This is a genomic window from Pseudaeromonas paramecii (genome assembly GCF_039540575.1).
Taxonomy (GTDB): Bacteria; Pseudomonadota; Gammaproteobacteria; order Enterobacterales; family Aeromonadaceae; genus Pseudaeromonas; species Pseudaeromonas paramecii.
On the sequence record NZ_BAABFC010000012.1, the window covers coordinates 293,552 to 307,605 of the forward strand.

The 14,054-nt window shown below is 64.8% G+C and carries 12 protein-coding genes; 7 read left to right on the top strand and 5 right to left on the bottom strand.

What is annotated here, in order from left to right; translation table 11 throughout:
• Position 1: 1 nt before the first annotated feature.
• The 3 genes from ABD847_RS10005 to aqpZ all read left to right on the top strand — a co-directional run bounded on the left by ABD847_RS10005 (position 2) and on the right by aqpZ (position 1,836).
• Positions 2-478: a hypothetical protein gene (locus ABD847_RS10005; RefSeq protein WP_345012536.1), complete on the top strand. Its 477-nt coding sequence runs from the start codon at positions 2-4 to the stop codon at positions 476-478.
• Between the two features lie 70 nt (positions 479-548).
• The gene (locus ABD847_RS10010; RefSeq protein ID WP_345012538.1) at positions 549-947 is read left to right on the top strand and encodes a VOC family protein; all 399 of its coding nucleotides are present in this window, start codon (positions 549-551) and stop codon (positions 945-947) included.
• A 169-nt stretch (positions 948-1,116) separates the two neighbouring features.
• Positions 1,117-1,836, top strand: coding sequence for an aquaporin Z (gene aqpZ, locus ABD847_RS10015; protein WP_345012540.1), 720 nt, complete (start codon positions 1,117-1,119; stop codon positions 1,834-1,836).
• Between the two features lie 55 nt (positions 1,837-1,891).
• Here the strand turns inward: aqpZ and ABD847_RS10020 are convergent, their stop codons facing one another.
• Positions 1,892-2,980 (bottom strand): peptidase C39 family protein, encoded by a 1,089-nt coding sequence (locus tag ABD847_RS10020; RefSeq protein ID WP_345012542.1) that lies wholly within the window; start codon positions 2,978-2,980, stop codon positions 1,892-1,894.
• Positions 2,981-3,281: 301 nt separating this feature from the next.
• Between ABD847_RS10020 and ABD847_RS10025 the strand changes: the two genes are divergently transcribed.
• Entirely contained in the window at positions 3,282-4,751 is a 1,470-nt protein-coding gene (locus ABD847_RS10025; RefSeq protein ID WP_345012544.1) for a RimK family protein, read from the top strand.
• Positions 4,752-4,763: 12 nt separating this feature from the next.
• Here the strand turns inward: ABD847_RS10025 and ABD847_RS10030 are convergent, their stop codons facing one another.
• Positions 4,764-4,961 carry a DUF4250 domain-containing protein gene (locus tag ABD847_RS10030; protein WP_345012546.1) on the bottom strand — a complete coding sequence of 66 codons (198 nt, stop codon included), beginning with the start codon at positions 4,959-4,961 and terminating at the stop codon, positions 4,764-4,766.
• A 35-nt stretch (positions 4,962-4,996) separates the two neighbouring features.
• Positions 4,997-6,298: an NAD(P)/FAD-dependent oxidoreductase gene (locus ABD847_RS10035; protein WP_345012548.1), complete on the bottom strand. Its 1,302-nt coding sequence runs from the start codon at positions 6,296-6,298 to the stop codon at positions 4,997-4,999.
• Between the two features lie 130 nt (positions 6,299-6,428).
• Between ABD847_RS10035 and ABD847_RS10040 the strand changes: the two genes are divergently transcribed.
• Entirely contained in the window at positions 6,429-7,352 is a 924-nt protein-coding gene (locus ABD847_RS10040) for a substrate-binding domain-containing protein (RefSeq protein WP_345012550.1), read from the top strand.
• A 62-nt stretch (positions 7,353-7,414) separates the two neighbouring features.
• Here ABD847_RS10040 and ABD847_RS10045 read toward each other — a convergent pair whose 3' ends face one another.
• Entirely contained in the window at positions 7,415-9,001 is a 1,587-nt protein-coding gene (locus ABD847_RS10045; protein ID WP_345012552.1) for an alpha-amylase family glycosyl hydrolase, read from the bottom strand.
• A gap of 234 nt (positions 9,002-9,235) precedes the next feature.
• On the opposite strand from ABD847_RS10045, the gene ABD847_RS10050 reads away from it, so the two are divergent.
• Together ABD847_RS10050 and ABD847_RS10055 are read left to right on the top strand one after the other, a co-directional pair.
• On the top strand, positions 9,236-10,780 hold the full coding sequence (locus ABD847_RS10050) for an alkaline phosphatase (protein ID WP_345012554.1): 1,545 nt from the start codon (positions 9,236-9,238) through the stop codon (positions 10,778-10,780).
• 81 nt (positions 10,781-10,861) lie between these two features.
• Positions 10,862-11,413, top strand: coding sequence for an Lcl C-terminal domain-containing protein (locus ABD847_RS10055; RefSeq protein WP_345012556.1), 552 nt, complete (start codon positions 10,862-10,864; stop codon positions 11,411-11,413).
• Here the strand turns inward: ABD847_RS10055 and ABD847_RS10060 are convergent.
• The gene (locus ABD847_RS10060; RefSeq protein ID WP_345012558.1) at positions 11,410-14,052 is read right to left on the bottom strand and encodes a LuxQ periplasmic sensor domain-containing protein; all 2,643 of its coding nucleotides are present in this window, start codon (positions 14,050-14,052) and stop codon (positions 11,410-11,412) included. The genes ABD847_RS10055 and ABD847_RS10060 overlap by 4 nt on opposite strands.
• Positions 14,053-14,054 lie beyond the last annotated feature (2 nt).

Here is a 14,054-nt window from a genome sequence, read left to right on the forward strand (position 1 = left end):
CATGTCACCTATCCCTGTCTATCGTGCCTGCCTGGTGAGCCAGGGGGATTCCCTGCGCCTGCTGCAGGGGGATGAGGAGCGGTTGCAGCTCTCCTGGTCGAGTATTGCCGCCTGGCTTAAGGATGAGCCGGCCAGCGAGGGTCAGCTGGAGCTGGCCATCGCCTTTATCGAGGATGAGCTGATGCCCCGGCTGCCGCCGGCGGCCGGGGGCCTGCTGGCCCTGCCGCCGGATCTGTGGCAGGCCCTGCTGGCGGTGAGCCCGGTGACCACAGTGCCCCTGAGTACGGAGGCGGTAGAGGGACTCTTCCATCGCCTGGCCGCCCTGGCCTGGGGCCAACCGGCCAGTCAGCTGGGCTTACCGGCGGATCGGCAGTTTGCCAGTCGGCTGCTGCTCATCCGGGAGCTGCTGCACCACGGTGGCTTCGATGGTCTGGTGCCGGCGAACGGTCGCGCTGAGATTTTGCCCGTGGCGGGCTGACGGCCGTCCTTGTGCGCTACTTGATCTTGTCCGTCGCAGGCGCATCATGGGGTTTTATCAGGAGGCCGCCATGATCCCCTCTGACGCCATCTTGCGTATCGCCCGTCCCACCGACCAACTCAGCGCCCTGGCGGCCCAGTATTGTGACGGTCTGGGGTTTGTCCGGCTGGGGGCCTTTGCCGATCATCAGGGCTTTGACGGCATCATGCTGGGCCATCCGCACCAGCCCTATCATCTGGAGTTTACCCATCAGCGTGGCCACAAGGTGGGCCGGGCCCCGACCCAGGATCACCTGCTGGTGTTCTACCTGCCCGACCCCGTCCAATGGCAGAGTGCCTGTGCGGCCCTGCTGGCGGCCGACTTCCTGGCCGTCCCCTCCTATAACCCCTACTGGGATCAGCGTGGCCGCACCTTCGAGGATCTGGATGGGTATCGCGTGGTGTTGCAACAGGATCGCTGGCCGCGTTAATGCGGGTGTCTTTTATCTGTCAGGGCAGAGGCGTATCCTCAGACTCAGCCTGAGTTTCACTTGGTGCTAGTTGTGAGCCTGGCTGCCTGTGGTGTCACAGGCCGTCCGCCCGGTGGTTGCCGTGGTTTGGCACGGGTTTTCTGTTCAAGCAAGGTAAAAGGAAACCACGATGAGAGCATACGGAGCAGAATTTTTTGGAACCTTCTGGCTGGTGTTGGGCGGTTGCGGCAGCGCCGTGCTGGCGGCGGCGTTTCCCGAGGTGGGGATCGGCCTCTTGGGGGTCTCCCTGGCCTTCGGCCTGACGGTGCTGACCATGGCATTTGCCATCGGCCACATCTCGGGCTGTCACCTCAATCCGGCGGTGACCCTGGGGCTGTGCGTCGGCGGCCGCTTCCCGGCCAAGGAGGTGGTGCCCTATGTGGTGGCCCAGGTGCTGGGCGGCCTGGCGGCCGGCGGTGTGCTGTACCTGATTGCCAGTGGCCAGGCCGGTTTCGATCTGGCGGCCGGCTTTGCCTCCAACGGCTATGGTGAGCACTCCCCGGGTGGTTACAGCCTGATGTCTGCCCTGGTGTGTGAGGTGGTGATGACCGCCATGTTCCTGCTGGTGATCATGGGGGCCACCGACAGCCGGGCGCCGCAGGGCTTCGCGCCTATCGCCATCGGCCTGTGCCTGACCCTGATCCACCTCATCTCCATTCCGGTGACCAACACTTCGGTGAACCCGGCCCGCAGTACCGGCGTGGCGCTGTACGTGGGGGATTGGGCTACCGCCCAGCTGTGGCTGTTCTGGGTGGCGCCCCTGATTGGCGGCGCCTTGGGCGCGCTCATCTACCGGGGGCTGGCCGGTGAGGCGGTAGCCAAGCCGGCGGTCAAGCCGGTAAGCGCTTAGGCGAACGGTTGGCTGTATCTAGTGAAACGACGCCGGGCTTGCCCGGCGTCGTTCTTTATCGGCCGCTCAGCGCCAGGGCGGCGCTGAAACGCTCCTGGCCATACTGCATCATGGCGGCGAAGTCGTCCCGCCGCACCGGCACCTGGATGGCGGAGGCCAGCCGATCCCGGCTGCTGTCCACGTCCGGGTCGTGGAAGAAGACAAACTGCTCATCCAGCCCCACCAGCACCACCCAGTGGGGGGCCTTGTCACCGGTGAGCCGCCAGGTGCTGATGAGCACCAGCACAGGATGACCGGCGGCCAGCTCCTGGCCCAGCTCCTCCAGGCTGGCGCGGCCCAGCCGGATGTCCAGATCCGCTTCGGCGGCCTGCTGGGTAAAGTCCGCCTGCACCAGCTCCATCACCTGTCGCTTGCTGTCGCTGCGCACCCCGCGCAGGAAGGGGGTCTGGGTCTGGCTGACCCACAGGCGGGGCGTGAGGTCGCGGCGATGGGCCGCCAGGGCCAACCCCAGGGCGGAGCAGCCGCCGTGGCCCGTGGTCATGAAGACGGTGGTGGCCTCGCGCCAGATCTGCACCTCCTCGCGCCGGCTGGGCACAAAGCCCGGGGTGAGGGCGCTGCGGGCCATCAGCAGGCTGGCGGGGCCGCAGGTGAAGGGCAGGGTCTGAGCGTAGTAGGGCACCGGCAGCAGGCTGGTGGGTTTGCCCGGCTGCAGGCGCTTCTCCAGCCGGATGCCGTCGGCGGCATCGTCGTAGTAGTGGGCCAGCAGGCGGATGGGGCGGTAGCCCCGCTTGCGGTACAGGGCCCGGGCGCCGGCATTGTCCTCCCGCACCTCCAGGCGCAGGGTCAGGTAGCCGCGCGCCAGTGCCTCCTGCTCGCAGGCCTCCATCAAGTGGCCGGCCAGCCCCTGGCCACGCAATGCGGGGACGATGGCCAGGGAGTAGAGTCGGGCCAGGTGGGTCCTGTGGTGAAACAGCACCAGGGCGTAGCCGGCCAGCTGGCCGTCGTGTTGCAGCACCAGGGTGCGGCTGTTGTCGCTCTTGATGAAACGGCGGAACTGGCGGCTGGAGAGCCGGTCGCCAGGGAAGGCGGTCTGCTCCAGGGCCAACAGGGCCGGCAGATCCTCCAGTTGCGCATCGCGGATCATAACGTCTCCCAACGATTCCCGATGAAGTCCCCATGGGGGAAGGGGGATGGCTGGCGTCGTCTGTCCGGGCTGTGGTGGCAAGGCGGGGGCAAGGCGGGCGCACAGGGCAACCCAAACGAGTCGAATCATAGGCCCAAGTGCTTGACGGGTAAAGTGTGACAGGCATAGCATTTCGGCGGGCCACCAGCCTGTTGCACCTAACTCCTTTCTTATCTGCACAGACTCGTCTTACCCGGATCGTATCCGACCTCCCCTGCTGTGTGCCGCGCCGGATATCCTTGCTAGTCAACTTGGAGTCTCTATGGCCAAGTTTCTTATCGTGACCGAAGAAAAAACGGATTGGGCTGCCTACTTCCCCTCGGAAAGCGTCGTTAGCGTGGGCGACTACCTCGACCATCGCAGCGACGCCGCCGCCCGCAACACCCAAGTCATCAATTTGTGCCGCAACTACGATTATCAAAGCCTGGGCTACTACTGCACCCTGCTGGCCGAAGCCCGTGGTCACCGCATCTTGCCTACCCTGCGCACCATCAATGAACTCTCCAGCAAAGAATTCCAATTGATGGTGCTGGGAGGCATGAACGAGGCGCTGGATCAGGCCTTCGCCGGCAGCCCGCAAGGTACAGTCACCCAGCTGTTCTACTTTGGCCAGAGCGAGGTGCCCGCGTTGCAGAAGCTGGCCCGCGCCCTGTTCGAGCAATACCCCTTGCCGGTGATGCAGGTGACCTTTCGCCACCAGCGCCAGGGCTGGCAGGTGGCCGGCGTGGCCCCCTATCCCTTCCAGCAGCTGGAAAATGGCCAGCAGGACAGCTTCGCCGCCGCCCTGGAGCGCTTCTCCCGCAAGATCTGGCGTCAGAGCAGCCCCCATCGCAAGTATCGCTACGACCTGGCCATCCTCATCGACCGGGAGGAGCAGCTGCCGCCCTCCAATTTGATGGCCATCAAGCGCTTCATCCGCGCCGGTCAGCGGCTGGGCATCAAGGTGGATCTCATCGACAAGGAGCAGATGGGCCGGCTGGGGGAATATGACGCCCTGTTTATCCGCGCCACCACCAACATCGACAACTACACCTATCAGTTTGCCCGGCGGGCGGAGAAGCTGGGGCTGGTGGTGATCGACGATCCTGCCTCCATCATGTATTGCACCAACAAGGTCTATCTGGCGGAACTGCTGGAGAAGCACAAGGTGCCCACCCCCAAGACCCGGGTGATCCGTGCCGGTGAGGCCGACTGGGCCGCCAAGACGGTGGCGGCCCTGGGGCTGCCCTGCGTGCTCAAGCTGCCGGACGGCTCCTTCTCCCGCGGGGTGCACAAGGTGGACAGCCTGGAGGCACTGGAGGAGAAGGCCCGGGAGATGATGCAAAGTTCCTCCCTGATCCTGGCCCAGGAGTTCATGTATACCGAGTTCGACTGGCGGATCGGCGTGCTGGATCGCCAGCCGCTGTTTGCCTGCAAGTACTACATGAGCCGGGGCCACTGGCAGATCTACCAGCACCAGGCGGGGGGCAACTTCAACGCCGGCGGTTGGGAGACCCTGGATGTGCTGGCGGTGCCGCGCTGCGTGCGGGAGACGGCCCTGAAGGCGGCCGCCCTGATTGGCGATGGCCTGTACGGCGTGGACATCAAGCAGAAGGGCAACAAGGCCTACGTCATCGAGATCAACGACAATCCCAACATAGATCGCGGGGTGGAAGACCACCTGATGGGGGATCTGATCTACGAGCGGGTGATGACGGAGTTCCTGCGGCGGATGCAACAGCGGGGGCTCTAGGCCCCCGCGTTTTTACGCCTCGCGAAACTGCCTGAGCTCGGCCTGATAGACAAAGCCGTCCTCGGCCAGCTTGGCTTCCAGCTCGCTGGCCTGGATGTCGTGGTAGCGGCACAGATCCGCCAGATCCGCGAAATGATCCCGCAGCTGGGTGTTCACCAGGCTCACCAGCATGGCGCCGGGCAGGGCGGAAAAACGGCTCAGGGAAAACATGGCGCCTCCTTGGGGCGGTCGTGGCTGAGCCGCCACTATAGCGAAGTTTTATCCGTCCGGTCAGCCGCTTGCTCCAGTTTGTCGATGCCCAGGTACTTGAGCACCAGCCGCTCATACAGCGGCTCGGTCTCGCCCTGCTGCATCTTGCGCAGGAAGTATTTCTCGAAGGCCACCTTGGCCAGATGGACCCACTTGCCCTCGGCAAACCAGGCAACGTTGCGCGGTGGCAGCTGGGGGATGGCCACGAAGGCGGCGCCCGTGTTGCCCATGTCCGCCAGGCAGATGGCGTTCCAGCTGGCTTTGGCCTGGGGTGTCTGCCCCTGCAGCTCGGCCTGGATGTTGAGGGTGATGGCCCGCACCATGGACTCGATCATGTAGCCGGTCTTGGGCACGCCGGTGGGGACCGGGGTGGCCACCGGCGGTGCTATGGCGATGCAGACCCCGGCGGCATAGATATTGGGGTAGGTGGGGTTGCGCTGCTGGGCGTCCACCAGCACGAAGCCCCTGGGATTCACCAGGCCCTCGATGCCCCGCAGGGGGGTTATGCCGCGAAAGGCCGGCAGCAGCATGGCATGACGATAGGGCAGGGCATGCTGGCGCTTGAGTTGCCCCAGGTCATCCAGCTCGTCCACCAGCACCTGGCCGTCCTGCAATGCCCGGGTCTTGGCGTTGCAGATCCAGGGGATGTCCCGCTCCCGCAGGGCCTTCTCCAGCAGCCCCTTGGAGTCGCCGACCCCGCCCAGTCCCAGGTGGCCGATATAGGGCTCACTGGTGACGAAGGTGAGGGGGACGGCCTTGCGCAGCTTGTGATCCCGCAGGTGCTTGTCGAGGATGAAGGCATATTCATAGGCTGGGCCGAAGCAGGAGGCGCCGGGCAGGGCCCCCACCACCACGGGGCCGGGCTGGGCCAGCAGCTGCGCTACCCTGGCCTGGCAGTCCTCGGCATGGGGCAGGGTGCAGACGCTGCTGCTGCCGGCCTCCGGCCCGGCGCCGGGCAGCTCGTCGAAGGCCAGCTCGGGGCCGGTGCACAGCACCAGGTAGTCGTAGCCGTGTTCACTGCCATCGGCCAGGGTCACCTTGCGGGCCTGGGGATCCAGCCGGATCAGTCCTTGGGGTATGAAGTCGATGCCCTTTTTGGCTACCTGGGGGGCGATGGGCAGGGAGACCTGCTCTCGCTTGCGCCAGGCCACCGCCACCCAGGGATTGGAGGGGGTGAAGTCGAAGCTGGGTTTGTCGCTGACGAGGAGCACGCGATGGGCTTGCCCCAGGGCGGCCTTGAGTTCGTAGGCGGCGGAGAGGCCGCCGAGGCCGGCGCCGATGACCATGATGGTTGCCATAGTTCCCCCCTTCTGCAGGGCTGTTGCGGGTGACACCCTTTGCTAACTATAGACCCGGTTGCCACCGGCTTTGGCTGGCGTTGCTGTCTGTGCATTACACTTAGCCCAGCAACTGGCCGAAGGGGGTGCTATGGGGTGGATCCGGCGATACGGGCTTTGCTGCGGCTTGCTGCTGTGGTGGTGCAGCGGTGCCGTGCTGGCCGAGTGTGTCGGCCTGGTGGCCGGAAGCGGTGGTAAACGCTTCTGGAGCGAGGTGGTGATGGGGGCCCAGCTGGCCGGCCAGGATCTGGGGGTCAAGGTGCATGCCTTGCTGCCCATGGATGAGGAGGACGCCACCCAGCGGGAGGCCATCAATCGCCTGGTGGCCATGGGCTGCCAGGGGCTGGTCATCGCCCCCAGCTCAGCGGCGCGCGAGGCCCATGTGTCCTTGCTGCGCAAACAGGGCATCGCCACCTTGTATCTGGACCGGGATCTGCCCGGCGAGCGGGTGGCGGTGGTGGCGACCAACAACGGCGCGGCCGGCGAGCTGGCCGCCCACCGCATGGCGCAGGCCCTGGGCCGCCAAGGCCGGGTGCTGCTGGTGCGGCTCAAGTCCGGCATCCCCAGCACGGATGCCAGGGAGCTGGGGTTTGCCCGCGGCGCGCGGGAGGCGGGGCTGCAGCTCACCTATTCCCCCTATCTGGGGCTGGGCGTCGGGGAGGCGCGCAGCGTCTTGCTCCGTTTCCTGCGCGAGGCCGGACGCTTTGACGGTGTCTTCTCGGTGAATGAGTCCACCAGCTTGGCGGTGGCGGCGGTGTTGCGGGATCTGGGGCCCACCCCGGCGCCGCTGCATATCGGGTTCGACCTGGATCCTCAACTGGCTCAGGCGATCCGGGATGGGCGTCTGTATGGCGTCATGGTCCAGCAACCCCGGCAGCTGGGCTATCTGGCGGTGCAGCGGCTGGTGGATTATTTGCGGGGCAAGCGGGTGGAGGATCACCAACTGATCCCGGCTCGCTTCATTACCGCAGAGGAGCTGGATCGCGTGGAAAACCGTGCCTTGGTGGCGCCCTGAGGCCAGGACGGCAAGACCCGCGGGCACGGCAAGCGGCGCCCGCGGGTGTCACTGGAGGCGGCTTACAGCCGGTAGATGGCCAACCCCTGGGCTGGCAGCCTCAGCTGCAGGGTCTGGCCCGCATTCAGCGTACCCTGGCCCAGCAGGCGTTGCGGCGCTTCGCTCTTGAGGGGCAGGCTGAGGGCCTGGGCCTGGCGGCTGTAGTTGAGCACCACCAGCACACGTTCGTCCCCTGATTGACGCAGGTAGGCCAGCACAGGTCCCTCGGCCAGCAGCTGCAAATCCCCCAGGCGCAGGGCCGGATGCGCCTTGCGCAGGGCGATCAGCTGCTGATAGTGATGCCAGAGTGAGTCGGGTTCGGCCTGCTGATCTGCCGCGTTATAGTCGGCCTGGTTGTCGGCTGGCGCCCGGAACGGCGTGACGGTGCTGAAGCCGCCATCGGCCTGCCAGCTCATGGGGGCCCGCAATCCCCAGTCGCCGGCGTTGCCCCGGCTGGTGCCCATGCCGATCTCCTCGCCGTAATAGATAAACGGCTGACCCGGCAGGGTCAGCTGGGTGGCCGCCGCCAGCCGGTAGGCGGCCTCGTCACCGGCCAAGTCCACCATCAGCCGCTCGCCGGCATAGCTGTCATGACTGCCCAGTACCAGTCCCATATCGGCGAGTGGATACTGCTGCAGTATCTCACTCAAGTGCTTGGTCACCTTGCCATGTTTTACCGACGCACGTACCTGTCGGTTGAAGCCAAAGGCAAAGGATGAGCCACAGGCATCTCTGCCGGCGGCACCTACCGGATCGGTCGGCTCCTCGCACACCATGAAGTTGCCCGGGTAGCTGTGTACCAGGGTCTGCAGATCCTTGAGGATGGGTTTGTTTTCCGGTTGGGACTCGTAGGCTTGGGGGCCGTTCTCAATGAGCTGGCCTACTGCATCGATACGGAAGCCATCCACCCCCTGGTTCATCCAGTAGCGCAGGTTGTCGTGGTGGAAGGCCAGCACCTGGGGATTGCGCAGGTTGAAGTCGGGCATGTCGACCCAGAAGACGCCGTAGTAGTAGTCACCTCTGCCCACTTGCGTTCTATGCCAGCTGGGCTGGCGAGCCCAGTTGACCCAGTAGGGATCCCGCTCGGCCCAGATATACCAGTCGCGCTTGCCGTTGCGATTGGCCTTGGCGTCGGCAAACAGCGGGTTGGCATCCGAGCTGTGGTTGATGACGTAATCCATGATGATGCCCATGCCCCGGGCGTGGGCCGCCTCCAGCAGGGCCTGGAAGTCGGCCCGGCTGCCGTAGTCGGCCTCCACGTCCCGGTAATTCACCACGCCGTAGCCGTGATCCCTGTCCTTACTCTGGTTTACCGGCATCAGCCACAGGCCCTGTATTCCCAGGTCTTGCAGGTAGTCCAGCCGGCTGATGAGACCCCGAAAGTCTCCGATGCCATCGCCGTTGCTGTCCTGAAAGCCCCGCACATAGATCTCCATGAACACGGCGCCCCGGGCCCAGTCGGTAGGCAGGGTTCGGGCCGGGATCTGCTGGGCCACAGGGCTCAGATCCTGTGAAGGGAGCGCCGAGCTGGACAATGTCTCTGGGGCGGTTGGCGGGGCACTGGCACAACTGCCCAGCAGCAGGAGCGTGAGGGGAAGAAGAAGGCGCATGGTCGGTCTGTCTCATGGGGGATGGGCATGTTTGGTCGGTCAGCATACCGGTCGCGCGTGTCATTGGTAGATTGCAGGGTTGGCAACCCGAGCGGGGTCACAAAACGACCTGGGAATAAAAGTAAGAAAAAATATGTATCATTTGAATCCATAAATTGCCTTGCAATCATCATGGGATTGTCATCAGCGCGGCTTACCGTCTAGGCACTTTGCACAAGCATGGAGATGCTTACTATGTTGATCTACAAGGAAAAATATAAGAAGCCCGCCCTGGTTGCCGCCGCCGTGCTGGCGGTCATGACCCTGTCGGCCTGCAATGACAGCGACAACGACACCACGGCAGCGCGCAGCAGCAGTAAGCCCAAAAACATCATACTGATGATCAGTGATGGGGCCAGCTGGAACACCTGGGAGATGGGGGCCGAATGGCAGGCTGGCGTCACTGCCAATGCCTTGCCGGCCTATGCCGACATGGAGGTGCGTCTGGGGATGACCACCTACCCGCTGACCACCAGCAGCAAGCCCACCAATGACGTCAACGGCGATGGCCTCAGCTACGATGCCGCCAAGGCCTGGGATGAGAGTGCCGCCACCGTGGACGAGAGCGACAGCTACCAGACCGCCATCGCCGGCTATCAGTATCTGAAGTCCAACTATACCGACTCGGCTGCCGCCGGCACGGCCCTGGCCACCGGCCACAAGACCTACAACAACGCCATCAACTACGACAACCTGGGTCAGCCGCTGGCCTACATCACCCAACTGGCCAAGCAGGCTGGCAAGGCCACCGGTGTGGTGACCTCGGTTCAGCTGTCCCACGCCACCCCCGCTGCCTTTGCCGCCCAAAACCTCAGCCGCAAGAACATGACCGATATCGCCCGGGACATGCTGACCAACGGCAACCTGGATCTGCTGATGGGCACCGGCAACCCGGGCTATGACGGCAATGGTAGCGACATGAGCGCCTTGAGTGACGACGAGTGTGCCGCCACCTATGCCTGCTATACCCCCTACGACACCATTGGGGAGACTGAGTGGACCTCCCTCAAGGCCGGCGAGCTGATCCCGAGTGGCTCCAGCACCCCCTGGACCCTGATTGAGAGCAAGGCCAGCTTCGAGGCCCTGGCCAATGGTAGTCTGAGCGTGACGGGTCCCCTGGTGGGCATCCCCAAGGTTCGCTGGACCCTGCAACAGGGCCGGGAGGCCAGCGTGCTGGGGGCCGATGCCAGCCAGCCCAGCGGCGTGAAGAAGATCGCCACAGTGCCGGATCTGCCCACCCTGACCCAGGGCGCACTCAATTACCTGGGCAAAAATGAGTCTGGCTTCTTCCTGATGGTGGAAGGCGGCGCCGTGGATTGGGCGGCCCATGCCAACCAGGCGGATCGCATGGTGGAGGAGCAGGTGGACTTCAACCAGGCCCTGCAAGCGGTGGAAGAGTGGGTGGCGGCCAACAGCAGCTGGGACGAGACCCTGCTCATCGTCACCACAGACCACGGCAACGCCCTGCCTCTGGGGCTGGACTCCGACAGCGTGCCCTACCAGAGCCTGACCTTTAACGGTGCCGAGGCCCTGCCGGCGGTGCGCTTCTGGAGTGGCAACCACACCAATGAGCTGGTGCGGCTGTGGGCGCGCGGTCAAGGCAGTGACGAGTTCAACGCCCGGGTACGTGGTCAGGATGCGACCTTTGCCAGCACGGTGGGGCACAACACCGAGGGCAACTACGTGGATAACACGGATGTCTTCGGTGTCATGCAGGCCGCTCTGCCCAGCGATGAATAAACTTGGCCACCGTGGCGGGCGATCCTGTGGATCGCCCGTTTTTCGTTGGGCAATGCATGCCCGGAACTAAGGAGGGTTGAGATGCGAGGGAAACGGATGGGGCTGATGCGGCGACGGGCCTGGTGGATCCTGCTATTGGCCGTCGGCCTGCCGGCCGCCCAGGCGGCGCAGGTGTGCCAAGCCGATCTGGCTCCGCAGGTGGTGGATGCCCGCTGGCAGCCACTGGATGCGCAGAGGGTGCGCGACAAGCAGACCGGCCTGGAGTGGCAGCGCTGCAGTTGGGGGCAGACAGGGCCGGATTGTGCTCAGGGCCAGGCGCAGCGCCTGACCTGGCCCCAGAGTCAGGAGCTGATCTATCGCCTGAACCGGCAAGGCTGGGGAGAAGCCCAAAACTGGCGGCTGCCTACCCGGGCCGAGCTGCTGAGTCTGGTGCGCCCCGGCTGTCTGCGACCCAGCATAGATCTGCGGGTCTTCCCCCACACCGAGGCCCTGTGGTTCTGGAGTGATGACGGGGGTGGCGTGGCCGGTAGCGACCGCCAGTATGTGGATTTTGCCACCGGCTGGCCGGGGGAGGATGATCCCCAATTGGCCAATGCCGTGCGGCTGGTGCGGCGAGGGCCGCCCGCCGACTAAGCCTTGTCCAGCCAGTGGGCCAGGCATTGGCCCAGATCTTCCCGTCGGAACGGTTTGGCCAAGAAGTCATCCATGCCCGCCTGCTGGCACCTGGCCCGCTCCTCCGGTTGGTCGTTGGCGGTCATGGCGATGATGGGCAGACGGCGACCCTGAGGGGGTTGGCTCAGGCGGATGCGCCGGGTGGCATCGTAGCCGTTCAATACCGGCATCTGACAATCCATCAGCACCAGGTCAAACGTCTCGTCCAGGGTCTTTTGCAGGGCGACCTCGCCGTTTTCCGCTAGGCTCACCCGGCAGCCCAGCTTCTTGAGCATCAGCAGGGCCACCTGCTGGTTCACCCGGTTGTCTTCCACCAGCAGGATGTGGGGCTCACCCAGATCTGGCCGTGTCTCTGCGGTGCCGGCATCGGCCGTCGGCGCGGTCGATAGCTGCGACGGCACACCCTCTGGCGGAGGGGCGCCACTGTCGGACAGGGGCGCGTCCAGCTGCGGGGCGCCGATCTCTGATGGTGCTGGGGGGCTTGCCAGTTGCAGCGGCAGCTGTACGGTAAAGCAGCTGCCGATCCCCTGACGGCTGGTGAGCTGTATGCTGCCCGCCATCATGTCTAGCAACCGCTTGCAGATGGCCAGCCCCAGGCCGGTGCCACCGTAGCGCCGGGTGGTGGAGGTGTCTGCCTGGACGAATGCCTGAAACAGGTTGCGTTGGGCCTCGGGGGGAATGCCGATGCCGCTGTCGCTGACCGTCAGCTCCAGTCGAATGCGTTGGTTCTGCCGCTCCAGCACCCGGGCATGCAATCGCACCTGCCCTCGCTCGGTAAACTTGATGCCGTTGCCGATCAGGTTGATGAGGATCTGGCGCAGGCGCCCGGCATCCCCCAGCAGGTATTCGGGCAAATCCGATGCCATCTGCAGCTCCAGCTGCAGTCCCGGTTTCTGCTCCGCCAGGGGGGCCAGCTGCCGTATCACCCCTTGCAGCAGCCGGGGCAGATGGAAGGGCTCCAGACAGAGGGTCAGCTTGTCCGCCTCTATCTTGGAGAAGTCCAGTATGTCGTTGATGATGGTCAGCAGCGCCTGGCCCGACTCTTCTATGGTCTGGGCGTATTCCCGGGCCGTGGCGGTGAGGGGGCCGTCTTGCAACAGGTGGGCCATGCCCAGAATGCCGTTGAGCGGGGTGCGGATCTCGTGGGTGACTGTGGCGAGGAACTCCGACTTGGTGCGGGTGGCCGCTTCCGCCGCCTGGCGGGCCAGCAGACTCTCCCGCTGGGCCTGCTTGAGCGCCGTGACGTCCAGCCCCTGAGCGATGACGGCGGTCACCTGATCACCGATGCGTACCGGCGCCATGTTCCAGATCAGCAGGCGTCCGTTGGGATATTGCAGCTCGACCCCGGCACATACCTGCCCCTGGACACTGGACTCCAGGGCGGGTTGGGCCTCTGCCGGGAACAGTTTGAATACCGGCTCCCCGGGCTGGGCAGTGAGGCCGATCAGCCGGCTGGCGGCGGCGTTGCATTGCTGCACCTGCAGTCGGGCGTTCCAGACGATGATGGGGGAGAAGGCGAACTCCAGCAGATCTTGAAAGTAGTGCTCTTTTTCTTTTTGCCGTTGCACCATCAGGCTCAGTGCCTGCCCCAGCTCGTTGTATTCGGCGATGCGGCCAGGCACAAAGGGCGGGGGTTCATCCTCGGCACTCACCGCCCGGCTCCAGGTCACCAGGCGGCGCAGGGGCAGCAGTGTGTATTGGTGCAGGTGCAGCAGCAGCATCCAGCTGGCTGCTAGGATCAGCAGCAGCACGATACCGGCGCCATGGAGATACTGTTCCTGCAGCCGGGGAGTGGCACGGTTTTCAACGACCGCCACCAGGCTCAAGGGGGTGGGCGTCCCATCCAGCCACAGGGGTTGCCGGTCAGCCAGCAGGTGCTTCCCCACGGCTTGCAGGCCGGTGCCGGCGGGCAGCTGGCTCAGCGCTTTGGCCAGGGTGCTGTCTTGAGGCTGGGTGGTGAGCAGGGGGAGGCCTTGGTACTCCAGACTCAGGGCTTGCAGCTGGGCTTCCCGCTGCAGATCCTGCAGCAGCTCCAGGTTGTCGTTAAGCACCAGGGCGCCATATAGACTGGCCAAGACCTGACCCGTGTGAGGGGCCACCAGGGGGACTTGGCGCAGCAGCAGTATGAGCGGGGCCGACTCGGTATCCGGCAGCGTCACCAGATACCAGCGATGGCGCTGCTCGGCCTGATCGATCAGGCTGGAGAGCTGACCCGCCGGCACGAAGAAATCGGTGGCCGCATCCTGCCAGTAGAGGGTCTGCTGATGGGCGATGAACAGGAAATCCAGACTCTTGGGTTCATCTTCCCGCTCCAGGGGCAGACGCCAGCTGGATTGGGTGCCCAGGTCGTAGGAGATTTCCACCTGGCTGGCCAGACTGTCGAGTTGCTGGGCCAGGTGGGTCAGATGATGGTTCATGGTCAGCTGCATCGTATGGTGACCCTGGGCCAGTCGCTGCTCCATCTGAGTGTCGATGGCCTGGCGAGCATAGCGATAGGTCTGGAATACCAGGATGGCGGTGACCAGCAGCAGGGTCACGGTCAGCCCCAGTAACAGCACACTGGAGAGGGGGCGTTGCGTTGGCGGCCGGGAGGACGGCATCT

Coding starts and splice junctions, on each gene's coding strand:
- ABD847_RS10050 (WP_345012554.1), top strand. CDS start 9,236: ATGTTGATCTACAAGGAAAAATATAAGAAGCCCGCCCTGGTTGCCGCC.
- ABD847_RS10060 (WP_345012558.1), bottom strand. CDS start 14,052: ATGCCGTCCTCCCGGCCGCCAACGCAACGCCCCCTCTCCAGTGTGCTG.
- ABD847_RS10030 (WP_345012546.1), bottom strand. CDS start 4,961: ATGTTTTCCCTGAGCCGTTTTTCCGCCCTGCCCGGCGCCATGCTGGTG.
- ABD847_RS10010 (WP_345012538.1), top strand. CDS start 549: ATGATCCCCTCTGACGCCATCTTGCGTATCGCCCGTCCCACCGACCAA.
- ABD847_RS10020 (WP_345012542.1), bottom strand. CDS start 2,980: ATGATCCGCGATGCGCAACTGGAGGATCTGCCGGCCCTGTTGGCCCTG.
- ABD847_RS10055 (WP_345012556.1), top strand. CDS start 10,862: ATGCGAGGGAAACGGATGGGGCTGATGCGGCGACGGGCCTGGTGGATC.
- ABD847_RS10035 (WP_345012548.1), bottom strand. CDS start 6,298: ATGGCAACCATCATGGTCATCGGCGCCGGCCTCGGCGGCCTCTCCGCC.
- ABD847_RS10025 (WP_345012544.1), top strand. CDS start 3,282: ATGGCCAAGTTTCTTATCGTGACCGAAGAAAAAACGGATTGGGCTGCC.
- ABD847_RS10040 (WP_345012550.1), top strand. CDS start 6,429: ATGGGGTGGATCCGGCGATACGGGCTTTGCTGCGGCTTGCTGCTGTGG.
- aqpZ (WP_345012540.1), top strand. CDS start 1,117: ATGAGAGCATACGGAGCAGAATTTTTTGGAACCTTCTGGCTGGTGTTG.
- ABD847_RS10005 (WP_345012536.1), top strand. CDS start 2: ATGTCACCTATCCCTGTCTATCGTGCCTGCCTGGTGAGCCAGGGGGAT.
- ABD847_RS10045 (WP_345012552.1), bottom strand. CDS start 9,001: ATGCGCCTTCTTCTTCCCCTCACGCTCCTGCTGCTGGGCAGTTGTGCC.